The 23,517-nt window shown below is 61.8% G+C and carries 20 protein-coding genes and 4 tRNA genes; 6 read left to right on the forward strand and 18 right to left on the reverse strand.

What is annotated here, in order from left to right; translation table 11 throughout:
* Positions 1-99: 99 nt before the first annotated feature.
* Positions 100-729, reverse strand: a complete 630-nt coding sequence (locus AC3WK8_RS29950; RefSeq protein ID WP_085597058.1) for a response regulator transcription factor — start codon at positions 727-729, stop codon at positions 100-102.
* Between the two features lie 325 nt (positions 730-1,054).
* Between AC3WK8_RS29950 and AC3WK8_RS29955 the strand changes: the two genes are divergently transcribed.
* The gene (locus AC3WK8_RS29955; protein WP_085597057.1) at positions 1,055-2,245 is read left to right on the forward strand and encodes an EAL domain-containing response regulator; all 1,191 of its coding nucleotides are present in this window, start codon (positions 1,055-1,057) and stop codon (positions 2,243-2,245) included.
* Between the two features lie 105 nt (positions 2,246-2,350).
* Positions 2,351-5,983, forward strand: coding sequence for an ATP-binding protein (locus AC3WK8_RS29960; RefSeq protein ID WP_103326371.1), 3,633 nt, complete (start codon positions 2,351-2,353; stop codon positions 5,981-5,983).
* Positions 5,984-6,091: 108 nt separating this feature from the next.
* Here AC3WK8_RS29960 and AC3WK8_RS29965 read toward each other — a convergent pair.
* The 7 genes from AC3WK8_RS29965 to rluD all read right to left on the reverse strand — a co-directional run bounded on the left by AC3WK8_RS29965 (position 6,092) and on the right by rluD (position 11,179).
* Positions 6,092-6,168, reverse strand: a tRNA-Pro gene (locus AC3WK8_RS29965).
* A gap of 93 nt (positions 6,169-6,261) precedes the next feature.
* Positions 6,262-6,337 (reverse strand) — tRNA-Lys (locus tag AC3WK8_RS29970).
* Between the two features lie 5 nt (positions 6,338-6,342).
* Positions 6,343-6,419: transfer RNA gene (locus AC3WK8_RS29975), tRNA-Pro, on the reverse strand.
* 9 nt (positions 6,420-6,428) lie between these two features.
* A tRNA-Asn gene (locus AC3WK8_RS29980) sits at positions 6,429-6,504 on the reverse strand.
* Positions 6,505-6,799: 295 nt separating this feature from the next.
* Entirely contained in the window at positions 6,800-9,364 is a 2,565-nt protein-coding gene (clpB, locus tag AC3WK8_RS29985) for an ATP-dependent chaperone ClpB (protein WP_053134614.1), read from the reverse strand.
* A 130-nt stretch (positions 9,365-9,494) separates the two neighbouring features.
* Positions 9,495-10,220, reverse strand: a complete 726-nt coding sequence (pgeF, locus tag AC3WK8_RS29990; RefSeq protein ID WP_103326372.1) for a peptidoglycan editing factor PgeF — start codon at positions 10,218-10,220, stop codon at positions 9,495-9,497.
* Positions 10,217-11,179 carry a 23S rRNA pseudouridine(1911/1915/1917) synthase RluD gene (rluD, locus tag AC3WK8_RS29995; protein ID WP_103326373.1) on the reverse strand — a complete coding sequence of 321 codons (963 nt, stop codon included), beginning with the start codon at positions 11,177-11,179 and terminating at the stop codon, positions 10,217-10,219. Before rluD ends, pgeF begins: the two co-directional genes overlap by 4 nt.
* A gap of 150 nt (positions 11,180-11,329) precedes the next feature.
* Here rluD and AC3WK8_RS30000 point away from each other — a divergent pair, with 150 nt between their 5' ends.
* The 3 genes from AC3WK8_RS30000 to AC3WK8_RS30010 all read left to right on the forward strand — a co-directional run bounded on the left by AC3WK8_RS30000 (position 11,330) and on the right by AC3WK8_RS30010 (position 14,313).
* Positions 11,330-12,352, forward strand: coding sequence for an outer membrane protein assembly factor BamD (locus AC3WK8_RS30000; RefSeq protein ID WP_022641075.1), 1,023 nt, complete (start codon positions 11,330-11,332; stop codon positions 12,350-12,352).
* A 125-nt stretch (positions 12,353-12,477) separates the two neighbouring features.
* The gene (locus AC3WK8_RS30005) at positions 12,478-12,711 is read left to right on the forward strand and encodes a PP0621 family protein (RefSeq protein ID WP_085597053.1); all 234 of its coding nucleotides are present in this window, start codon (positions 12,478-12,480) and stop codon (positions 12,709-12,711) included.
* A gap of 270 nt (positions 12,712-12,981) precedes the next feature.
* Positions 12,982-14,313 carry a sigma-54-dependent transcriptional regulator gene (locus AC3WK8_RS30010; RefSeq protein WP_085597052.1) on the forward strand — a complete coding sequence of 444 codons (1,332 nt, stop codon included), beginning with the start codon at positions 12,982-12,984 and terminating at the stop codon, positions 14,311-14,313.
* Here the strand turns inward: AC3WK8_RS30010 and thiO are convergent.
* The 6 genes from thiO to pilV are packed head-to-tail and all read right to left on the reverse strand — an operon-like array spanning position 14,310 to position 17,853.
* Positions 14,310-15,422 (reverse strand): glycine oxidase ThiO, encoded by a 1,113-nt coding sequence (gene thiO / locus AC3WK8_RS30015; protein WP_103326374.1) that lies wholly within the window; start codon positions 15,420-15,422, stop codon positions 14,310-14,312. The genes AC3WK8_RS30010 and thiO overlap by 4 nt on opposite strands.
* Before the next feature lie 56 nt (positions 15,423-15,478).
* Positions 15,479-15,880, reverse strand: coding sequence for a type IV pilin protein (locus AC3WK8_RS30020; protein ID WP_085597050.1), 402 nt, complete (start codon positions 15,878-15,880; stop codon positions 15,479-15,481).
* 15 nt (positions 15,881-15,895) lie between these two features.
* Positions 15,896-16,243, reverse strand: a complete 348-nt coding sequence (locus AC3WK8_RS30025) for a hypothetical protein (protein ID WP_103326375.1) — start codon at positions 16,241-16,243, stop codon at positions 15,896-15,898.
* Positions 16,230-16,703 carry a pilus assembly PilX family protein gene (locus AC3WK8_RS30030; protein ID WP_256592406.1) on the reverse strand — a complete coding sequence of 158 codons (474 nt, stop codon included), beginning with the start codon at positions 16,701-16,703 and terminating at the stop codon, positions 16,230-16,232. Before AC3WK8_RS30030 ends, AC3WK8_RS30025 begins: the two co-directional genes overlap by 14 nt.
* A complete protein-coding gene (locus AC3WK8_RS30035; protein WP_103326376.1) occupies positions 16,703-17,413 on the reverse strand; it encodes a PilW family protein in 711 nt (236 codons plus the stop codon). Before AC3WK8_RS30035 ends, AC3WK8_RS30030 begins: the two co-directional genes overlap by 1 nt.
* Positions 17,410-17,853, reverse strand: coding sequence for a type IV pilus modification protein PilV (gene pilV / locus AC3WK8_RS30040; RefSeq protein ID WP_256592408.1), 444 nt, complete (start codon positions 17,851-17,853; stop codon positions 17,410-17,412). Before pilV ends, AC3WK8_RS30035 begins: the two co-directional genes overlap by 4 nt.
* Before the next feature lie 276 nt (positions 17,854-18,129).
* Between pilV and AC3WK8_RS30045 the strand changes: the two genes are divergently transcribed.
* On the forward strand, positions 18,130-18,654 hold the full coding sequence (locus tag AC3WK8_RS30045) for a GspH/FimT family protein (RefSeq protein WP_103326377.1): 525 nt from the start codon (positions 18,130-18,132) through the stop codon (positions 18,652-18,654).
* Here the strand turns inward: AC3WK8_RS30045 and ispH are convergent, their stop codons facing one another.
* The 4 genes from ispH to ileS form a co-directional block, all read right to left on the reverse strand.
* Positions 18,655-19,602: a 4-hydroxy-3-methylbut-2-enyl diphosphate reductase gene (gene ispH / locus AC3WK8_RS30050; RefSeq protein ID WP_085597046.1), complete on the reverse strand. Its 948-nt coding sequence runs from the start codon at positions 19,600-19,602 to the stop codon at positions 18,655-18,657.
* A 123-nt stretch (positions 19,603-19,725) separates the two neighbouring features.
* Positions 19,726-20,178, reverse strand: a complete 453-nt coding sequence (gene fkpB / locus AC3WK8_RS30055; RefSeq protein WP_103326378.1) for an FKBP-type peptidyl-prolyl cis-trans isomerase — start codon at positions 20,176-20,178, stop codon at positions 19,726-19,728.
* Entirely contained in the window at positions 20,171-20,683 is a 513-nt protein-coding gene (gene lspA, locus AC3WK8_RS30060) for a signal peptidase II (protein ID WP_053134643.1), read from the reverse strand. The genes fkpB and lspA overlap by 8 nt, the downstream gene beginning before the upstream one ends.
* Positions 20,676-23,507 (reverse strand): isoleucine--tRNA ligase, encoded by a 2,832-nt coding sequence (gene ileS, locus AC3WK8_RS30065; RefSeq protein WP_085597045.1) that lies wholly within the window; start codon positions 23,505-23,507, stop codon positions 20,676-20,678. The genes lspA and ileS overlap by 8 nt, the downstream gene beginning before the upstream one ends.
* Positions 23,508-23,517: the final 10 nt, after the last annotated feature.

Consider the following 23,517-nt stretch of genomic DNA (forward strand, 5'->3'; position numbering starts at 1 on the left):
ACACTCGGCCCCCGCTACGCCCTGTAGCGGGGGCCAAGTCATAGAGGTGGCGCAAATGCGTCTGGAAAGCCGGCCCGCAATGGGCCGGCGCCTTCCTGGTCAGGGAATCAGCGCATTGCGCTTGGCGAACTCCGCCAGGCTGACCTGGGAACCCAACCCCAGCTTCTGCAACAGGCGGGTCTTGTAGGTACTTACCGTCTTGTTGCTCAAGAACAGTTTTTCCCCGATGGCCTTGTTCGAATGTCCCTGGGCCAGGTGCTGCAGGACGATCATTTCCCGATCGGTCAGCGAGCCGATCTGCTCGGCCTCGGAACGCTGTTCCACCGCCGACGCGGACACATCCAGGGCCAGCGACGGGTAAAAAGTGTAGCCGGCCAGCACGGCGTTCAGGGCCACCACCAGGTTGCCCAGATCCTCTTCCTTGTTGACGAACCCCCGGGCCCCCAACTGGATGCAACGCCGGCAGAAGCCCTCCACCGATTGCGAGGTGAGCACCAATACTTCGGTGGGCAGGCCCAGGGCCTTGATACGCGACAACACCTTGAGACCATCGAGCTTGGGAATCCCGATATCGAGGATCACTGCGTCGGGTACATGCTCACGAACCAGTTCCAACGCGTCCAGTCCGTTGTCTGTCTCGGCCACCACACGCATGTTGTGCTTTTCCAACAACACCTTGACGGCAAGCCGCACGACAGGATGATCATCCACTATCAATACGCTGTGCATATTGTCATTTCACCTTAAGAACTCGAACGTCGGTCAACCATGACCACTGGAAAAATTACGCCATCGCACCTTGCTCAGGCGCCATTCACTGCCATGCGAAACCTTGAGCCTTGGCTTCGCGTTGAGAATCCTCTTGCTAGTCCAGCGGAAAATTCAGGTTCCAGACAAATAACCGGCGATACAAGGGGTTAAGGAGCAGGTCCTATGGAATCAGATAATTCGATTATCCTTGAGGAAAATTCCTACAAACCATAGAGATACGACCAATGGACCCTGCTCTGGAATCTTAAGCAAGATGCTCGGCGATCAATGACTCGAGCCGGCAATGCAACATTTGAACGTCCTGGTTCTGGATGACGAACCACTCCAACGACTGATCACCATCACCGCCTTGAACAAGGCGATGCCCGGGCGGGTGCACGAAGCAGGTAATGGCGACGAAGCCCTGGCCCTGCTGGCCCGTTGCGAAAAAATCGACATCGCCATCTGCGACCTGAGGATGCCCGGCATGGACGGCCTGGCTTTCTTGCGCCATGCCAGTCAGAGCGGCAAGCTGCGCTCGGTGATCCTGTGCAGCCAGGCCGACCCGATCCTGCGGCAAACCACCATCGCCATGATCAAGCGCCTGGGCCTGCATTTTCTCGGTGACCTGGGCAAGCCATTTCGCCTGGAACGGCTGGCCGCCATGCTGGCGCGCCACCAGAGCTGGCGCCACGGCCAGCCCCTGCCCCTGGCCAGGTCCGGCCTGCCGACACTGGCCGAAGTGGTTCGTGGCCTGGATAACGGCGAATTCGAACCCTACTACCAGCCCAGGGTGGCGCTCGAGGACGCCTCTCTGCTTGGCGTGGAGTCCCTGGCACGCTGGAATCACCCAAGACTTGGCGTACTCCCGCCATCGCACTTCCTGCCCCTCATGGAACAGCACAAGCTCCTGGACCGCCTGTTCTGGCAATTGCTCGAACAAGGACTGGCACTACGCAGGAGTCTCGCCAACCAGGGCCGCTCCCTGGAGTTTTCTTTCAACCTCCATCCGGCGCAACTGGCCTCCCAGGCCTTGAGCGGTGCTATCGGCACCTGGCTCGCGCGATTCCAGGTGCCACCGGCCAGTATCATCTTCGAAATCACCGAGACCAGCCTGATCACCGCACCGGCTTGCAGCCTGGAGAACCTGGTGCGCTTGCGCTTGATGGGTTGCGGCCTGGCCATGGATGACTTCGGTGCCGGCCACTCGTCACTACAGCGCTTATGCGAACTGCCCTTCAGCCAGATCAAGCTCGACGGTGCCTTCGTTCGCAAGATGAAGTACCAACCCAGGAGCTGCGCAATCATCAGTTACACAGTGGCCCTTGCCCGCTCACTGGGCATGTCGCTGATCATTGAGGGTGTCGAGAATATCGAACAGCAAGAACGCCTGCGGGACCTCGGATGCCAAGCGGCCCAGGGATTCCTGTTCGCGCGACCGATGCCCGAACACCATTTCATAGCCTATTGCCGCGCAGATCCGCCGCCAGAATGAGTCCATCGATCGTTCACCAGCCTCCCACGCCCCTGTTCTACATGCCGATGCCGCCCCCTCCGGTCCATCGACCACTCCCTGGCTCCCTATTTTTCTGAAGCAATCATGCATTCCCGACTTTTCTCGCTTTTCCTCTGTTTGGCGATCATCGGCCCCCAACCGGCCTTGGCCCAGGTACTCCCCCATACGCTGTACAGCACGGCCCGCCTCGATCACCACGAGCTCGCTCTCGAGGACGAGGATTGGCACTGGCTACGACACAAGCTGGAATTGAAGATCGGAGCGGTCGCACAAGAATCGGCGCCTTTCAGCGTCAGCTACAACGATGGTCGCTACGAAGGCATCACCGCCGATATCAGTGTCCTGCTGGGGCAGTTGCTGGGGGTGCGCATCAAGCTCCTTCCCTTCCAGACCCACGAAGAGGCCCTGCAGGCGCTGCAAGCCGGGACCATCGACTTCATGGGCAGCTACAACTCCGGGCATCCCGATGCCAGTATCAGGCACACCCGGCCGTTCGCCGAAGGGCGCCTGGCCCTGTTCAAGCGCAGCGATGAACTGCGCACCCCGCCTCGCGATCTCGCCGGCCTGAGGGTTGCCGTGCCCGAGCAACACGCCGCCGAGCTACGCGCCCACTTCCCCCTTGCCCGGTTGGTGGTGCAGCCCAGCCATGAGAACGCCATCGCGGCGACCGCCTTCGGCCAGGCCGACGTCTATGTCGACGACGTGCTCAGCGCCTACTTCCAGATCAACCGCTCCTACTACGGCTTTCTCAGGTTCGAGCGCTTCGCCGACCATCCCAAGGGCGACTACGGCTTCGCGCTCAAGGGCAACAACGAACGCCTGCAACGGATCCTGGACCAGAGCATCGAGGCCCTCGGCCAGGAAAAGCTCACCGTGCTGAGCCGGCGCTGGGTAGGTAGCGGCTTCTTGCCAACGGACGAACGCATCCCCCTGACAGCCCAGGAAGCCCGCTGGATCGAGCGTAATCCGGTGCTGCGCCTGGTGATCAACGATGACTTGGCACCGGTGGCCTTCTTCGATGCCAACGGCGTGTTCTCCGGGGTCGCCGCAGAACTGCTGGAAGTGATTTCCCAACGCACGGGCCTGCAATTCCAGGTGATGGCACGCAATGGTGGGTATCCGGAGCAGATCGAAACCTTGCGCCAGTCCGAGGCGGACCTGGCCATCATGACCGCCAGTGCACAGCGCGAGGAACAACTGCGTTTCACCCGTCCATTCCTGGCCAGCCCCTTCGTGCTGATTACCCAGGCTGACAAGACCGGCAAAGCCAAGTCGCCTGGCAACCTGGCAGGCAAGCGCCTGGCCATTCCCACCGGGCATGTCATGCTGCAGCAAGTACGCGAGCGCTACCCGGACACCGAGCTGATAGAAACGCAGACCGCCCTGGACAGCCTGAACAAGGTCTATTCAGGCGATGCCGACGCCACCGTGATGTCGCTGCCTACCTCGCGCTACTACATCGTCCGCCTGTTCCAGAACCGCCTGGCCATCGCCGACCTGATCCATACCAGCCAGAAGACCGCGAACTTCGCCTTGCGCCGGGAAGATTCGGAGTTGCAGTCGATCCTCGACAAGGCCCTGCTCAGCCTTCCGGCGGACGATCTCAACGCCATGGCCAACCATTGGCGCTCACCACCGGGCATGAGCGGCGAAACCTGGCGCGACTACACCATCGTCATCGCCGAAATCGTCACCGGGGCCTCGCTGCTGCTATTGCTGTCGTTGATCTGGGGCTTCTACCTGCAGCGCCGGGTCAGGGTCGAGAAAACCCTCAACGACCAGTTGCGCTTCATCGAAACCCTGACCGAGAACATGCCGCCAGTGCTCTACATACGAGACCTCGACGGCGCCATGCTGTCCTGCAACCGCAGCTACCTGCGCAGCGTCGGCCTGAACGCCGAACAGGTGCTGAACAAGACCGTGCGGGAGCTGCCCGAGGCCCACTTCTCCGCGGAGCCGGGCCTGCACCAGCGATACTTGCAGGCGATCACCGCTGGCCAGACCCTCACCTCGGTGGAGACCATTCGCTTGCAGGGCAAGGAGGTCTGGATCGAGCACTGGATCCAGCCGTTCCAGGACAGCCATGGCGTCACCAAGGGCGTGATCTGCGGTTGGCTGGATATCACCAAGCATCGCCATCTGGTCCAGGAACTGAAAGAGGCCAAGAACCTCGCCGACGAGGCCAGTCGGGCCAAGACCACCTTCCTGGCGACCATGAGCCATGAAATCCGCACGCCGATGAACGCCGTCATCAGCATCCTTGAGCTGGAGCTCAAGCGAGCCGACAACGACCAGATCGAACGCTCCAGCATCGAAATCGCCTACAGCTCGGCCAAGAGCTTGCTGGAGCTGATCGGCGACATTCTCGACATCGCCCGGATCGAGTCCGGACGCCTGAGCCTTTCGCCCAAACGCGCCAACCTGCGGGAGTTGGTGGAATCCGTCGCCCGGGTATTCGAAGGGCTGGCCCGGCAAAAATGCCTGAACCTGGTACTGGAAATCGACTCCAGCATCAACGGCGACGTGCTGGTGGACGGCATGCGCTTCAAGCAGGTCCTGTCCAACCTGGTGAGCAATGCCATCAAGTTCACCGAGTCCGGCTTCATCAAAGTGACCATCGGCGGCGACTTCCTGGAAAACTCGGCACTGAAGGTCAAGCTCAGCGTGGAAGATACCGGGATCGGTATCTCTCCAGCCAATCAGCAACGCCTGTTCCAGCCGTTTTCCCAGGTGGAGCGCAATGTGCAGCATACCGAGGGCACGGGGCTGGGCCTGGTGATCTGCCGGAGCCTGTGCGAAATGATGGGCGGGCACATCTCGCTGAGCAGCGCGCTAGGGCAAGGTACCCGGGTGGACGTGGAACTGCTCCTGCAAGCGCTGGAGCGCGTGGAAGCCCCGGAGCGCCCGCCGCAGCCCAAGACGCGCCCGATGTACCGCTTGCAGATCCTGATCGTGGACGACCACGCGGTGAACCGCCAGGTCCTGCAGCAGCAGTTGAGCTTCCTCGGACACGACGTGGTGGAAGCGGAAAATGGCCTGGATGCGTTGAATATCTGGCGCGAGCGAGGATTCGACATGATCATCACCGACTACCACATGCCCATCATGAATGGCGCCGAGCTGACCCGCGCCATTCGCCGCTATGAGCGGGACAACATCAGCCCGCCGGTAATGATCATCGGCTTGACCGCCGACGCCCAGCCTGAGGAAGTGGAACGTTGTGTCCAGGCCGGAATGAACGATTGCCTGGTCAAGCCTATCGGCCTGGACGAACTGGAGCTGCGCTTGCTATCCATCGGCGACACTGATGATAGTGAGATAGAACTGCTTCCTGCCCAGGGCGATGCGCCTGCACCAAGCAGCTTCGACCTGGAATCCCTGCAAAGCCTGGTGGGCAGTGAGCCGAAAATGCTCCGTCATATATTGAGCGAGCTGATCGTCAACAATCGCACCGACCAACAAGCGCTCACGACCTGCCTGCGCAAACAGGCGACAGTCGAACTTGCAGAGCTGGCTCATCGCATCAAGGGGGCAGCACGAGTGGTCAAGGGAGAGTTGTTGGTGGAGCGTTGCCGCCAACTGGAGCAGGCATGCCTCAATCATGTGTCACTGGAGGACATCGCTGAGCATGTGGAACAGGTGCAACTGGCCATGACGGCCCTGGAGCAGGACTTGCTGGCCCAGCCAGGTATCTGGGACGGCGCGCAAGAGCCGTGACAAATGGCGGCTCAAGGGCCGCCGCTTGCCCAACTCCAACAAACCTGGGGATATTTTCAGGAACAAACGAAAAAGGGCACCTCATTGAGGTGCCCTTCTTCGTGAATATGGTCGGGGTAAGGGGATTCGAACTCCTGACATCCTGCTCCCAAAGCAGGCGCGCTACCGGACTGCGCTATACCCCGGTAAAAAAAAGGCACCTTCGAGAGGCGCCTTCCGCGAGCAGCGCTTTTGGCTTCTGCTCTTAAGATTCGATTCCAGCGAACTGGTTTCAAAAATGGTGGGTCGTGTAGGATTCGAACCTACGACCAATTGGTTAAAAGCCAACTGCTCTACCAACTGAGCTAACGACCCAAATATGGTCGGGGTAAGGGGATTCGAACTCCTGACATCCTGCTCCCAAAGCAGGCGCGCTACCGGACTGCGCTATACCCCGGTTTGAAGTTGGCTCCGTGACCAGGACTCGAACCTGGGACCCAATGATTAACAGTCATTTGCTCTACCGACTGAGCTATCACGGAACTGATTACTTCAAGCTACAACGTGTTGCTTCATCCTCTTCGACTCTCTGCGTATCGCTACGTTCATGTCTCTGAGGCGCGCCATTTTACAATCTTTTAAACCTCTGTCAACCCCCTAAATTGCTTTTAAGACAATGATTTGCGACTTCATTGCCGGTTTCTTCTTCAGCAGAAAAAACCTGAGGGGTGACTGACTGCGGGGCGCACTTTACAAGCCTTTTCCTTACAGTTCAACGCCCTAGTGAAAAAAAAGGCCTCGCAATGCGAGGCCTCTTCATTTCCAGGCAACCGGAGATCAGTTGAAGACGATCTCGTCGTCCTGCACCACCGCCGTGATGGTGCTGCCAGGCAGGAAACCGCCGGACAGGATCAATTGGGCCAACGGGTTCTCGATCCAGCGCTGGATCGCCCGTTTCAGCGGCCGAGCACCGTACACTGGGTCATAACCCACGGCGATCAGCTTGTCCAAGGCCTCATCACTCAGCTCCAGGCGCAACTCACGCTCCGCCAGACGACTACGCAGACGCCCCAGCTGGATCTGGGTGATACCAGCGATCTGATCCCGGGCCAACGGCTCGAAGATCACCACTTCATCGACCCGGTTGATGAATTCCGGCCGGAAGTGGCTGGATACCGCATCCATTACCGCAGCGCGCTGGGCCTCGCGGTCGCCCACCAGCTCCTGGATCTGCGCCGAGCCCAGGTTGGAAGTCATGACGATCACGGTATTGCGGAAATCCACCGTACGCCCGTGGCTGTCCGTCAACCGTCCGTCTTCCAGGACCTGCAGCAAGATGTTGAACACATCCGGGTGCGCTTTCTCCACCTCGTCCAGCAAGATCACCGAGTACGGCTTGCGGCGTACAGCTTCAGTCAGGTAGCCACCTTCCTCGTAACCGACATAACCCGGAGGCGCACCGATCAGGCGAGCCACGGAGTGTTTCTCCATGAACTCGGACATGTCGATCCGTACCATGGCCTCTTCGGTATCGAAGAGAAACTCCGCCAGCGCCTTGCACAGCTCGGTCTTGCCCACCCCGGTCGGGCCGAGGAACATGAACGAACCGCTTGGCCGGTTCGGGTCCGCCAGGCCAGCGCGAGAGCGTCGCACGGCATTGGATACCGCCACCACCGCTTCATTCTGGCCAATGACCCGCTGATGCAGCAGGCTTTCCATCCTCAACAGCTTGTCGCGCTCGCCCTCGAGCATCTTCGACACAGGAATGCCGGTCCACTTGGACACCACCTCGGCAATTTCTTCCTCGGTCACCTTGTTACGCAGCAACTGGTTCTCGGTCTTGCCGTGCTGGTCGACCATCTGCAGGCTGCGCTCCAGGTCCGGGATCACCCCGTACTGCAGCTCGGCCATGCGGCTGAGATCACCCTTGCGCCGCGCCGCTTCCAGCTCCTGGCGAGCTTGCTCGATCTTTTGCTGGATCTGCGCTGAGCCCTGCACCTCGGCCTTTTCAGAAGCCCAGATTTCTTCGAGGTCGGAGTACTCGCGTTCCAGGCGCTCGATTTCCTCGGTCAGTTTTTCCAGGCGCTTCTTCGCTGCTTCGTCTTCTTCTTTCTTCAGCGCCTGGGACTCCACCTTCAACTGGATCAGGCGGCGGTCGAGGCGATCGAGCACTTCGGGCTTGGAATCGATCTCCATGCGGATACGGCTGGCCGCTTCGTCGATCAGGTCGATGGCCTTGTCCGGCAACTGGCGATCGGTGATATAGCGATGGCTGAGCTTGGCCGCGGCAATGATCGCGCCGTCGGTGATCGCCACCTTGTGGTGCACCTCATAGCGCTCTTTCAAGCCACGCAGGATAGCGATGGTGTCTTCCTCGCTCGGCTCTTCCACCAGCACCTTCTGGAAGCGACGCTCCAGGGCAGCATCTTTTTCGATGAACTGGCGGTATTCGTTGAGCGTGGTGGCGCCAACGCAGTGCAACTCGCCACGGGCCAGGGCCGGCTTGAGCATGTTGCCGGCGTCCATGGCGCCCTCGCCCTTGCCGGCACCGACCATGGTGTGCAGTTCGTCGATGAACAGGATGATCTGCCCTTCCTGCTTCGACAGTTCGTTGAGCAACGACTTGAGCCGCTCCTCGAATTCACCGCGGTACTTGGCGCCAGCAATCAGCGCGCCCATGTCCAGCGCCAGCAGGCGCTTGCCCTTCAGGCCGTCGGGCACCTCGCCATTGATGATCCGCTGGGCCAGGCCCTCGGCAATGGCGGTCTTGCCCACGCCAGGCTCGCCGATCAGCACCGGGTTATTCTTGGTCCGGCGCTGCAGCACCTGGATGGTGCGGCGAATCTCGTCGTCACGGCCGATCACCGGATCGAGCTTGCCGTCCTCGGCACGCTTGGTCAGGTCGACGGTGTACTTATCCAGTGCCTGGCGCGACTCCTCGACGTTGGCGTCATTCACCGCCTCGCCGCCGCGCAGGTTATTGATGGCGTTTTCCAGGGCCTTCTTGCTCACGCCCTGGCCCAGCAGCAGTTTGCCGAGCTTGCTGTTTTCATCCATGGCCGCCAGCAGCACCAGCTCACTGGAAATGAACTGGTCGCCTTTCTGCTGGGCCAGGCGATCGGCCTGGTTGAGCAGGCGCGCCAGGTCCTGGGACATGTTCACGTCGCCAGTGGGGTTCTGGATCTTCGGCAGTTGGTCGAGCTCTTTGCTCAGTTCCTTGCGCAGGCTGTTGACGTCAAAGCCCACTTGCATCAGCAGGGGCTTGATGGAGCCACCTTGCTGTTCAAGCAGGGCCTGCATCAGGTGCGCCGGTTCGATGGCCGGGTGGTCGAGGCCTACCGCCAGGGATTGGGAATCGGATAAAGCCAGCTGAAGCTTGCTGGTCAATCGGTCTATACGCATTAGTCACCTTCCTTTTGAGCAGGCCGGAGCGATGGACACACCTAAATAGAGAAACCTGCCAGATGATTCCCTAGATGCGGTCGATTCTGGGAGATTCAAGCGTCAGTTGCTTGACGCAGGTCAGATTAGTCTAGCGCTCGAGCCAGACGAGGGAGGCGAAACGCCCGGTACGCGGATTACGCCTATAGGAGAAAAAACGCGAGTCGCTGACAGTGCAGTAACCACCGCCATAAACAGCGGCGACACCACGGGCCGCCAGGCGCAGGCGTGCCAACTGGTAGATATCGGCCATGAAACGCCCGGCATTGATGCTCGGGACAAAGGCCTGCTCGGCCTCGACCAACTGGGTGACGAACGCCTCGCGCACTTCGGCGCCCACTTCGAAACGCTTTGGACCTATCGCCGGCCCTAGCCATACCAGGACCTGGTCGGCGGGCACGTCGAGGTGGTCGAGCGTGGCTTCCAGCACTCCGGCAGCCAGCCCACGCCAACCAGCATGGGCGGCCGCGACCCGGGTCCCGGCACGGTTACAGAACAGCGCCGGCAGGCAGTCGGCGGTCATCACCGCGCAGGCAACGCCCGGCGTGGCGGACCAGCTGGCATCAGCGGTTGCAACCACGGCGGGATCGGCGTGGGCCACCGCGACCCCATGCACCTGCTGCAACCAGGCCGGAGCGATGGAGAACTGCTCGGTGAGGCGACGCCGGTTCTCGGCCACTGCTTCGGGTTGGTCGTCGACGTGATCGCCCAGGTTGAGGCTGTCGAACGGCGCCAGGCTAACGCCGCCACTGCGGGTGGTGACACAGGACTTGACCCCGGCCGGCACGGGCCAGTCAGGAATCAGCCAGTCATTCATCCGATGAACGCCTCACGGTCTTGCTTGAGCAGCGACAGCAGCCAGACGAAGTCTTCCGGCAACGGCGACTCCCAGCTCATGCGCTTGCCGGTGGTCGGGTGGTCCAGCTCGAGAAAGCGCGCATGCAGCGCCTGGCGCGGGAAGTTCTTCAGCGAATCGACCATGGTCGGGCTGGCGGCCGGAGGGATGCGGAAGCGGCCGCCGTACGCCGGATCGCCCACTAACGGGAAGTTGATGTGGGCCATGTGGACCCGAATCTGGTGGGTACGCCCGGTTTCCAGCTTGACCCGCACATGGGTATGGGAACGGAAACGCTCCAGTACCCGATAGTGGCTGACTGCCGGCTTGCCACCTTCCATCACCGCCATGCGCTGGCGCTGCTGGCCATGGCGACCGATGGGGGCATTGATCTTGCCGCCTGCGGTCACCACGCCGATCACGATGCATTCATATATGCGGCTGACGGTGCGGCTCTGCAACTGGGCCACCAGTTGCGTCTGCGCCTGGATGGTCTTGGCCACCACCATCAGGCCGGTGGTGTCCTTGTCCAGGCGGTGGACGATGCCGGCCCGCGGCACGTTGATGATGTCGGGAATATGATGCAGCAGCGCATTGAGCAAGGTGCCGTCAGCATGGCCGGCAGCCGGGTGCACCACCAGTCCCGCCGGCTTGTTGATCACCAGGATGTCGTCGTCTTCGTAGACGATGTCCAGCTCGATGTCCTGGGCAACCCATTCACCCTGGGCTTCCTGCTCGGCAGTCAGCTCGAGGACGGCGCCGCCGTGGACGATGTCACGGGGACGAAGTACCGCCCCGTCCACGGTCAGGCGACCGTCCTTGATCCAGGCGGAAAGGCGCGAGCGCGAATGCTCGGCGAATAATTGGGCGGCGACTTGATCGAGGCGTTGACCGCCCAGTTCGGACGGCACCTCTGCGCGAAGTTCTATTTTATCGGACATGCTCGGACTGGGGGTCGGCACAGCCTTTGGTTTCGGCTGCGCGCTTGTGGTTAAATACGGCGTCTTTTGCCCCGAGGCTTTCAACGGGGCGCTCATCATAACAGGACGGCCCCGCCCAAGACAGCGGCCGTCATAGGGACGCAAGCCGCTATGCAAGTGAAACACCTGCTGCTGATCGCCATCCTCGCACTGACCGCTGCTTGCTCATCGAAGGAAGTCGTTGACGAAAACCTGAGCGAAGTCGAGCTGTACCAGCAGGCGCAGACCGACCTGGACAACCACAGCTATACCAGCGCCACTTCCAAGCTCAAGGCCCTGGAATCGCGCTATCCCTTCGGTCGCTACGCCGACCAGGCACAGCTCGAGCTGATCTATGCCAACTACAAGAATGCCGAGCCGGAAGCCGCCAAATCGGCTGCCGAGCGCTTCATTCGCCTGCACCCGCAGCATCCGAACGTCGACTACGCCTATTACCTCAAGGGCCTGACCTCGTTCGACCAGGACGTCGGCCTGCTGGCGCGCTTCCTGCCGCTGGACATGACCAAGCGCGACCCAGGTGCCGCTCGCGATTCGTACAACGAATTCGCCCAGCTCACCAGCCGCTACCCGAACAGCCGCTACGCCCCGGATGCCAAGCAGCGCATGATCTACCTGCGCAACCTGCTGGCTTCCTATGAAATCCACGTAGCCGACTACTACCTCACCCGCCAGGCCTATGTCGCCGCCGCCAACCGTGGCCGCTACGTGGTGGAGAACTTCCAGGAAACCCCATCGGTAGGCGATGGCCTGGCGGTCATGACCGAGGCCTATCAGCGCCTGCACCTGGATGAGCTGGCAGCCACCAGCCTGGAAACCCTCAAGCTCAACTACCCAGACCACCCAAGCCTGGTGGATGGCCAGTTCGTGCCGCGGGTAGCCGAGGCCGACAACCGCTCCTGGCTGAGCAAGGCCACCCTGGGCCTGATCGAATCCCGCCCGCCGCTGCCGCCGGGAGAAACCCGCGCCAACCAGGACATCATGAAGCAGTATCAGGATGCCAAGGAAGCGATCCCCGAGGAGCTCAAGCCCAAGGACAGCAACGGCGAAGTGATCGAGGAAGAAAACCATCAAGCCGCTGGCAACAACGAAGACCGCTCCTGGTTCAGCTACATGACCTTCGGCGTATTCGACTGAGCAGCAGCCTGTTCAATAAAGGGAGACTTCAAGTCTCCCTTTTTGATGCCTGCAATCCTGCGGGCCTGTGCGACCGGCAAGCGCTTGGCTAAACTGCCGCATCTTTCCTCAAGAAACTGGATGCCATGGTTCGTCTACTGTTCTGGATCGCCCTGATTGCCGCTGCGGTATGGTTCTGGCGTAAATTCAAGCGCCCCGCCTCGGCTCCCCATACCCCCGCTGAGCCAGGTAGCACGCCCATGGTGCGTTGTGCCCACTGCGGCGTACACCTGCCCCAGGACCGGGCCCTGAGCCTGTCGCAGCAATGGTATTGCAGCCAGGCCCACCTGGAACAAGGCCCCGGTAGCCAGAACCGCTGATCGCACCCGCCCTGCACCTGGCGGCACGGGGCAATCGCCCCATCGCCAGAATAATTGGCGACAAAATAACCTCCGTCCTCCAAGCCGGCGGAGCACCCCTCCAGCCCCCGGATTCAGTGGCTCTGCTGCCCCTCGAACTGGTCCGCCCCCCTTGGTCGGCGCCACCACCGCCGCCGCTGCTCTGCCGCCCTTGCCTAGCGGGCCTAGACTTCAACTCTCGGCCTGGCGATACGCCGGCTGCCCGTACTTCATGGATGAAGGCGCACTGTCATGAATCCACGGCAAACGGTCCTGGTGGTCGATGGGGCCAAGGAAGTACGCGCCCTTGTGGAAATCACTCTCGGCCGGATGCACCTGCACACCCGCAGCGCCCGCACCCTGCAAGAAGCCCGCGATCACTTGAGGCAAAATCGTTTCGACCTATGCCTGACCGACCTGCACCTGCCGGACGGCTGCGGCCTGGAACTACTGAGACACATCCGCCAGGACCACTCCCGTGTTCCGGTGGCCGTACTCAGCGACGATACCAGCCAGCAAACCGCTGCCAGTGCCTTGCAGGCCGGAGCCTGCGATCTGCTGCACAAACCCCTGGATCTCAAGCATCTACGAGAGCTGGTCGGCAACCGCCTCAAGCCGCCTGCGCCCCGGGAAACCCCGGCAAGCAAGCAACTGCTGGGCAACTCACCGGCCATGGCCGACCTGCGCCGCCAGATCACCAAGCTGGCGCCCAGCCAGGCAGCGGTCTACATCAGCGGCGAATCCGGTAGCGGCAAGGAACGGGTCGCCCGCTTGATCCACGACCTGAGCCCCAGGGCCCGGCGACCGTTCATTGCGGTCAACTGTGGAGCCATCCCTTCGGAGTTGATGGAGAGCGAATTCTTCGGTCACCGCAAAGGCAGCTTCAGTGGGGCCCTGGCGGACCAGCCCGGGCTGTTCCTGGCCGCACGGGGCGGCACCCTGTTCCTCGACGAAGTAGCCGAACTGCCGCTGGCCATGCAGGTGAAACTCCTGCGTGCCTTGCAGGAAAGGTCCGTGCGGGCAGTGGGTAGCCAGACAGAGGAAGCGGTGGACCTCAGGATTCTATGTGCCACCCATCAGGACCTGAAGCAGCAGGTGGAAGCCGGACGCTTCCGCCAGGATCTGTACTATCGCCTGAATGTCATCGAACTACGGGTTCCACCCCTGCGCGAGCGCCATGCCGATATCAACCTGTTGGCCCGGCATATCCTGCAGCGCCTGGCCATCGACAGCGGCCAGACGGTAGCCCAGCTGAGCCCGGAAGCACTGCAGGCGCTGGAGGCCCACGACTTTCCCGGCAATGTGCGAGAACTGGAAAACCTGCTGGAACGGGCACAGATTTTCCGCGAAGGACAATGGATAGAAGTGGCGGACCTCGGCCTGCCCTGCGCCAGCCGAGCGGAAAGTCCCCCGCATCCAACCGCGACCGCATTCGATCTGGTGCTACACCTGCAACAGGTGGAGCGCCAGTTGCTGCTCCAGGCGCTGGACGCATGCCGCTGGAACCGCACGGAGGCGGCTCGCCGGCTGGGTCTGTCGTTTCGCTCGATGCGTTATCGCTTGAAGAAACTGGGACTGGACTAGACGCGCGCCTCGATGCGTCCCGCAGGAGCATATGGCTGGGGGTCGATGATCGGCTGGTTGCCCAACAACAGGTCGCAGAACAATTGGCAGGAAGCCGGCGCCAACACCAGGCCGTTACGGTAATGCCCACAGTTGAGCCACAAACCGTCGAATCCGGGAACCTGTCCGATGTAGGGAATGCCTTCAGGAGAGCCCGGACGCAAGCCCGCCCAATGCCCAACCACCTCTGCGTCCGCCAGGGCCGGGATCAGCTCGACGGCCGACGTCTTGAGGCTATCCAGGGCAGAGGCGGTCGGAGTCTTGTCGAAACCTTCATGCTCCAGGGTGCTGCCCACCAGGATATGCCCATCGCGCCGGGGAATCGCATAGCGTCCCTTGGCCAGGACCATGCAAGACAAGAAGTCGGCGGCGCACTTGTACAGGATCATCTGTCCCTTGACCGGCTCCACCGGCAACGCCAGCCCCAGGCTGGACAGCAACTCACCGCTCCAGGCCCCGGCACAAAGCACCACTTGGTCCGCCCTCAACTCGCCCAGGGCGCTGTTCACACCCACCACTCGCTGCGCGTCCCGGATGAACCCCGTGACCTGGCATTGCTCATCGATATGCACATTGGGCAGGGCCTGCAACGCCGCCTTGAGGGACTTGACCAGGCGCGGATTACGCACATTGGCCACATTGGCCATGTAGATCGCCTGCTGATAGCCGCTCCCGAGTACCGGCACCGCATCATGCACGGCGTTGATGTCCACCTGGCTCAGCGGCCGCCCTTCACGCCGCGCCCACTCCAGGGCCGGGGCCTGGTCTTCCAGGTCCAACCAGTAGAGGCCGGTTGTATGCACCTCGGGATCGATCCCGGTATCACCGAACAGCTGCACTGCAAGCTGCGGATAAAAATCCTGCGACCAGTGGGCCAGTGCGGTGACGGCCGGGCTGTACCGCCAGGGATAGAGCGGGGAAACGATCCCGCCACCGGCCCAGGAAGACTCACGCCCCAGGTCAGAGCGCTCCAGGAGCCGCACTTGCTGCCCCTTGGAAGCCAGGTTGTAGGCGGTGAGCAGGCCGATTACCCCGCCTCCGATCACCAGCACTTGCTGTTGCTTAGCCATGGATGGTTCCAATCAATGAGAAAGACAGTAGGCGCCTGGGCTCCCGAAGCAGGTACTCAACGGCCCCAGCAGTCCTTGGTCGTCACCCCATCGGCCTGGCCTGCCAGGCCGATCGCCCCGGCCTGGTCGAGGGTGAAGCTGCCGCACTTGTCGGCCGCCATCAGGCCATCGGCCTTGGGCACTGCCGTCAGCGAGAATCCGCTATCGGTCAGGGTTGCACTGAGGCTGTAGTAGTCATTGCCCGTGCTCAGGCCGGGTGCATTGCTATAGACCCCGGCCGAGGCGTGATGGCGCTCGAGTAACTGTGCCTGCTCGGTGAGCAGCACCGTGACTTCACTGCGGTGAGGCTTCCTCATGTACTCAGTGATGCTGGGAAGGCTCAAGGTGAGGACCAGACCGATGATCGCAATCACGATCATGATTTCGATCAGGGTAAGACCTTGGTTGGATCTGCGCATGGTCAAGAATCTCGCTTACTGGATTTGTCGCCACAGGATGCGCCGGCCAGCGGCATCGGGGCGCTGCAAGGGGGGCTCGATAGCGCCGCCTCCAGGCTCCCGGGAGACATTGTCAGACTGGCCCGGCATCGGGGCGCCGAGCATCTTACCGCCGAACACAGGTACATCGGGCAAATTCCCGCCATCGATATTGCCGCAGCAAGTCTCCGATTCCTGTGGCGACAACAGCGTCATCCCTTGCGTCGTCGCCAGATCATCAGCCAGCACCTGGGTAGTAGCCGCTGGGCACAGCCCCCACAGCAGGCCGCCCAGGGCCAGCAGGCTGCTGCGCCAACGTCCGCGATCCCCGTCAGTATTTGGCATAGATGCTTTCCAGCACGCTGCGTGCCTGGCCGGCCAGGCCGATGGCCGTCACTCGATACAAGGTGGCCGTGACCTCCTCGGGCAATCGGACCGCCCCCTTGACGAGCCCCAGGTTCTGCACTGCGTAATAACTATCGACCGTTGCCACCCAGCGCACTCCGGAATTTACGTTCCAGCCAGCATCGACCACCAATGACGACTCGCCAGGGGGAGCGCACAGCACTGGCGTCGCACATACCGGCCAGGTGCTCCCCTTGCGCACTTGCGCCTCGCCCAGGCGCAATGCCGTCTCGGCGGCCTGGAAGGCACGATGCTGCTGGGCCAGGCTGGCGGCCATCCGCTCCTGCAAGGTGGCGTTCTGCATGGCTGAAACACCGATCATCGTCAACAACGACAGGAACAACAGGCTGGCCAGCAAGGCCATGCCTCGTTCGAAGCGCAAACCGGGCAGCGACTGCATCAGGACAACCTGTTGCGCAAGGCCGCCACGAGGGTAAACCTCTGGGGCCGGACGGCATCACTTGGGTCGCTCAAGGTCAGGCGCAGCCGTACGCTGAGGATCAATGCGGGGTCACCAGGCTGGCGGCTATAGCCTGCCAGGACGTTGTCCGTAGCCGAGCGGGCCAGGCCAAAACCGATGTCGAAGGACTGGACGTTGTCCAGCAACACCATCTGTTGTTGCTCGAGGCCAGTACCGAACAGCAACTGCTGGTTCCTGAAGCGGTAGGACACCCGGCGCAAGGCGAATACCTGCTGCCCCTCACCGGCTTTTCGAGCTCCCGAATAGACCACTGCCTCCTTACGGCAGTCGGTGACAAGGCTCCAGGTCGGCGCGCCATCGACCTCTCCTGCATCGACGGTCACCAGGCTCAGTTTCTGCTCCGTGTCACTCCAGTGAATTGGCGTCGCCGCCAAGCGAGAAAAACTCCCACCCTCACTGGCATCGCGAATCCTCTTCAGGCAACCAGAGAATCCAACCATGCGGATTTCCCGGAGCATCTTGCTCAGGACGAAACGCGCCTCTTCTTGCTGGTAGGCCGAGGCGCCCTGGCTGAGATAGGTCTGCTTGGCCGCCACGAATACCCGACTCGCCCCGAGAACCAACACCAGGCTCAGCAACAGCACCATCATTACTTCCACCAAGCCGAAACCCCGGCTCCAACGATTCACGGCGTACCATCCGAGGCTATTGCCAGCCGGCTGCCAAGCATCAACTCACGCGGCTGCCCGCCGGAACCCGAGGCACGCGAATCATCCCAAGTGATGTGAACGATGTAGAGGTCCTGGCCGACATCGACGCGGCCCCGGGCATCGACACCAGCGAAATTCGCAACATCACTGGCGAAATCCGCCAGGTCCTGGGCTCGCAGGCCGCCTGAAGCCGCCTCCCCCGGCTTGGCCTGGAGAACATCCGACGAGGTACTGGTTCGAATCCGCTCGAGCATGCCGTGGGCGATGAAGCTCGCCTGGGTACTCATCCGTGCGCTATCGGTGTACTGCAACGCCTTGAGCTGCACCGCCGCAGCCCCAAGCAAGCCCAAGGCGAGGACCAACAACGCCACCAGGACCTCGACCAGGGTCATGCCGAACTCGCTTCCTGCTCCTTTCATCCGAAGTTCCTCCGATCCGTGGAGAGCGACATACCAGGCTCGATCAGCCTCGCCGCCTCTTGAGGTTAGCCGGCAATGGAGCGCGGTTTGGTATCTGGTACACCCGGCAACACATTGCCGGGATTGGCCCGGGGCCAGGTGCCAATGGTCGGCAATTCCTTGTATGCAAATTGACCATCTAACCTGGGAACGCCCGGGCTATAACAAACGAGCCCTTGAATCACCAAGGGCCGCGCACGGATAGCGTGAAGTTGTGTTTCCAAGGAGGGAGACGCCATGCAACAGAAAGGCTTCAGCTTGCTAGAACTCCTGGTCACCCTGGCCTTGCTGGCGATCCTGCTGCCTCTGTCCGGCACCGGGCTCGGCCAATTGCTGCAATCGAATCGACAATTGGATGCTGCTCGAACCCTCGCCAGCGACCTGCGCAACGCCCGGGCGGCAGCCATCCTGCAACGTCATACGGCCCTGGTACACGGGCTGGACGGTGACTGGAGCAAGGGTTGGCGAATCATCCTTGATGCCAGCGGGAAGGGGCCGGACGATCCGGAAAATCCCCTGCTGATAGAGCGTCGGCATGCCGGGCACGTGCAGATAATAGGCAATCGCCCGGTGCAGCAATTCGTGCGCTTTGGCGTTCTGGGCAACCCATTGCTGCCCACGGGCGCCTTCCAGGCCGGCACGCTGCACATCTGCCAGAAGGGTCGAGGAGACAGCCACCACCAGGTGGTGCTGTCGCGTAGCGGGAGAATCAGCCTGCGCAGCGACATCGCCGAGCAGGCCCTGTGCATGAGTGCAGGATGATCAGAGCAGGGAACGGACCCGCAGCTCCTTGGGCATGGAGAAGGTGATGTTCTCTTCACGACCGGCCAACTCGTCGGCACCGGTGGCGCCCCAGGCTTGCAGCTGCTGGATCACGCCACGTACCAGGACTTCCGGAGCCGAGGCGCCGGCGGTGATACCAATGCGCTCGACGCCATCGAACCAGTTGCGTTGCAGGTCCTCGGCGCCATCGATGAGATAGGCCGGGGTGGACATGCGCTCGGCCAGCTCACGCAGGCGATTGGAGTTGGAACTGTTGGGGCTACCCACTACCAACACCACGTCGCACTCGTCGGCCAGTTGCTTGACGGCGTCCTGGCGGTTTTGCGTGGCGTAGCAGATATCGTCCTTGCGCGGCCCGCCAATGGCCGGGAAACGAGCACGCAAGGCGTCGATCACCCGGCTGGTGTCGTCCATGGACAAGGTGGTCTGGGTCACGAAGGCCAGTCGCTCGGGGTTCTGTACCTGCAGCCTGGCGACGTCGTCCTCATCTTCCACCAAATAGATGGCGCCGCCGTTGCTGGCGTCGTACTGGCCCATGGTGCCTTCGACCTCCGGATGACCAGCGTGGCCGATGAGGATGCATTCCCGACCATCACGGCTATAGCGCGCGACTTCGATATGCACCTTGGTCACCAACGGGCAGGTGGCGTCGAATACCTTGAGGCCGCGACCGGCCGCTTCGCTGCGTACAGCCTGGGACACGCCGTGGGCACTGAAGATGACGATGACATCGTCCGGCACCTGCTCTAGCTCCTCGACGAAGATCGCCCCGCGATTACGCAGGTCCTCGACGACGAACTTGTTATGCACCACTTCGTGCCGGACATAGATCGGGGGCCCGAAGACCTCCAGGGCGCGATTGACGATTTCGATCGCCCGGTCCACACCGGCGCAGAAGCCACGGGGGTTGGCGAGTTTGATTTGCATGCTGTGCCTCGTGTCTTGCGCGCAAGGAATAATCATGGCAACCGCTTCGCGGTTGATCGCAAGCAAGCCCGCCCCCGCAAGAACACCGAGGCTCTTGCGGGGGCGGGCTCGCCCGTGATGCGGTTAAAGCGCCTTGACGTCGATGATCTCGACATCGAAGGTCAGGGTCTTGCCGGCCAGCGGATGGTTGAAATCAACGGTGACCTGGGCGTCATCGAAGCTTTTGACCACGCCGGGCAATTCGGTGTTCGCCGCATCGTTGAAAATCACCAGCAACCCCTCCGACAGCTCCATGTCCTGGAACTGCGAACGGGGAATCACCTGCACGTTCTGCGGGTTTGGCTGGCCAAAGGCGTTTTCCGGCTCGATGGTCAGGTTACGCCTGTCCCCTGCCTTGAAGCCGAACAGCGCCGCCTCGAACCCTGGGAGCAGGTTGCCATCGCCAACCTTGAAGGTCGCCGGGGCCTTGTCGAAAGTACTGTCCACCGTGTCACCGTTCTCCAGGCGCAATGCGAAATGCAAGGTGACTTCGGTGTTCTGGCCGATACGTTGTCCAGCCAATACCTGTTCAGTCATGAACGGTTTCTCCGGTTTTCTTACTCTTGAACATATCCAGGGCCAGCATCACGGCACCGACGGTAATAGCGCTGTCGGCGAAGTTGAATGCCGGGAAGTACCAGCGGTTCTGCCAGTGCACCAGGATGAAATCGATCACATGACCCAGGACGATGCGGTCATACAGGTTGCCCAGGGCACCGCCGAGCACCAGGGCCAGGGCGATGGCCAGCCAGGTTTCGTTACGCCCCAGGCGCTTGAGCCAGACCACCAGCACCGCGCTGACCACGATGGCGATCAGGGCGAACAGCCAGCGCTGCCAGCCCGAACCATCGGCCAGGAAACTGAAGGCGGCACCGGTGTTGTAGGCCAGGGTCCAGCTGAAGTAGTCGGGAATCACCACGATCTGCTGGTACATGGTCAGCGAGTTTTCGAAGTGCAGCTTGCTGACCTGGTCGATGACCAGGACCAGCACGCTCAGCAACAGCCAGCCCAGACGACCGAAACGGCCTGCGGCATTAGGCATAGTGACGGACCTCGCCTTCACCGCTGATGTTATCTACGCAGCGACCGCAGATCTCCGGATGCTCAGGGTGGACGCCGACGTCTTCGCGGCAGTGCCAGCAACGGGCGCACTTGGCGAAGCTCGACTTGACCACTTTCAGCTTGAGACCGCTGACCTCGGTGGCTACCGCGTCCGCCGGAGCCTGCGCCAGGGGCGCAACACTGGCGGTGGAGGTGATCAGCACGAAGCGCAGCTCATTGCTCAGCTTGGCCAGGTCGGCCGACAGCGCGTCCTCGGCGTACAGCGTCACTTCGGCCTGCAGGTTGCCGCCCACCGCCTTGGCGGCACGCTGGTTCTCCAGTTCCTTGTTGACCGCGACCTTGACCGCCATGATCCGCTCCCAGTAGGCGCGATCCAGCTCGAAGCCTTCCGGCAGCTCGCTCAGCCCCTCGTACCAGGTGTTGAGCATCACCGACTCGTTGCGCTCGCCCGGCAGGTATTGCCACAGCTCGTCGGCGGTGAAGGCCAGGATCGGCGCGATCCAGCGCACCAGCGCCTCGCTGATGTGGAACAGCGCGGTCTGGCAGGAACGACGGGCCTTGCTGTCGGCGCCGGTGGTGTACTGGCGGTCCTTGATGATGTCCAGGTAGAAACCGCCCAGCTCCTGCACGCAGAAGTTGTGCACCTTGGAGTAGACGTTCCAGAAGCGGTATTCGCCGTAGTGCAGCTCCAGCTCACGCTGCAGCAGCAAGGTGCGATCCACGGCCCATCGATCCAGGGCCAGCATGTCTTCGGCCGGCAGCAGATCGGTGGCGGGGTTGAAGCCGCTCAGGTTGGAGAGCAGGAAACGCGCGGTATTGCGGATCCGCCGGTAGGCGTCGGCACTACGCTGCAGGATCTGGTCGGATACCGCCATCTCGCCGGAATAATCAGTGGCCGAGACCCACAGGCGCATGATGTCGGCACCCAGGGTGTTGTTGACCTTCTCCGGCTCGATGGTATTGCCCAGCGACTTGGACATCTTGCGCCCGCTCTCGTCCACGGTGAAACCGTGGGTCAGCAGCTCGCGGTACGGCGCGTGGCCGTCGATGGCGCAACCGGTGAGCAGGGAAGAGTGGAACCAGCCACGGTGCTGGTCGGAACCTTCCAGGTACAGATCGGCACGCGGGCCAGTGGCGTGGCCGATATCGTGGGAGCCACGCAGCACATGCCAGTGAGTGGTGCCGGAATCGAACCAGACGTCCAGGGTGTCGGCGATCTTGTCGTACTGGCCAGCTTCATCGCCGAGCAGCTCGGCGGCATCCAGCTTGAACCAGGCTTCGATGCCTTCCTGCTCGACACGCTTGGCCACTTCTTCCATCAGCTCGACGGTGCGCGGGTGCAACTCGCCGCTTTCCTTGTGCAGGAAGAACGGGATCGGCACGCCCCAATTGCGCTGGCGGGAAATGCACCAGTCCGGACGGTTGGCGATCATCGAGTGCAGGCGCGCCTGGCCCCAGGCCGGCACGAACTGGGTGTTCTCGATAGCCTGCAGGGCACGCTGGCGCAGGGTGTCGCCGGCCACCGGCTGCTTGTCCATGCCGACGAACCATTGCGCGGTGGCGCGATAGATCAGCGGAGTCTTGTGACGCCAGCAATGCATGTAGCTGTGGCTGATGGTCTCGGTGTGCAACAACGCACCGACTTCGCTCAACTTGTCGACGATGGCCGGGTTGGCCTTCCAGATGAACTGGCCACCGAAGAACTCCAGGGAAGGCGCGTACACACCATTGCTCTGGACCGGATTGAGGATGTCGTCGTTGACCATGCCGTAGCGCTTGCAGGTCACGAAGTCGTCTTCACCGTAGGCCGGCGCGGAGTGAACCACGCCGGTACCGGCGCCCAGCTCCACGTAGTCGGCCAGGTATACCGGCGACAGGCGATCGTAGAACGGATGGCGGAAATTGATCAGCTCCAGGGCAGAGCCGGGGGCCGTGGCGATCACCGAACCTTCCAGGCCGTAACGGGCCAGGCAGGACTCCACCAGCTCCTCGGCCAGGACCAACAGGCGCTCGCCGGTATCCACCAGGGCGTAGTTGAACTCCGGATGGATGTTCAGGGCCTGGTTGGCCGGGATGGTCCACGGGGTGGTGGTCCAGATCACGATGGCTGCGGGTTTGGCCAGCTTGGCCAGGCCAAAGGCGGCAGCCAGCTTGTCCTCGTCGGCGACCGGGAAGGCCACGTCGATGGTGGCGGACTTCTTGTCCTGGTACTCGACTTCCGCCTCGGCCAGGGCCGAACCGCAATCGAAGCACCAGTTAACCGGCTTGAGGCCCTTGAACACGAAGCCACCCTTGACCATCTCCGCCAGGGCACGGATTTCTCCGGCCTCGTTGGCAAAGTTCATGGTCTTGTAGGGATTGTCCCAGTCACCCAGCACGCCCAGGCGAATGAACTCGGTCTTCTGGCCTTCGATCTGCTCGGAAGCGTAGGCACGGCACAGCTCGCGAGTCTGGTCCGAGGTCAGGTTCTTGCCGTGGGTCACCTCGATCTTGTGCTCGATCGGCAGGCCGTGGCAGTCCCAGCCCGGTACGTAGGGCGCGTCGAAGCCGGACAGGGTCTTGGAACGAACGATCATGTCCTTGAGAATCTTGTTCAGCGCGTGACCGATGTGGATCTTGCCATTGGCATAGGGAGGACCGTCGTGCAGAACGAACTTGGGACGATCCTTGCCAATCTCGCGCAACTTTCCGTACAGGCCAATGCTGTCCCAACGCTGCAGAATCTGTGGTTCGCGCTGAGGCAGGCCGGCCTTCATTGGGAAGGCGGTGTCCGGAAGGTTTAACGTGGCTTTATAGTCGGTCATTTAAGGCTCT

The sequence above is a fragment of the Pseudomonas sp. FW507-12TSA genome (genome assembly GCF_058781435.1).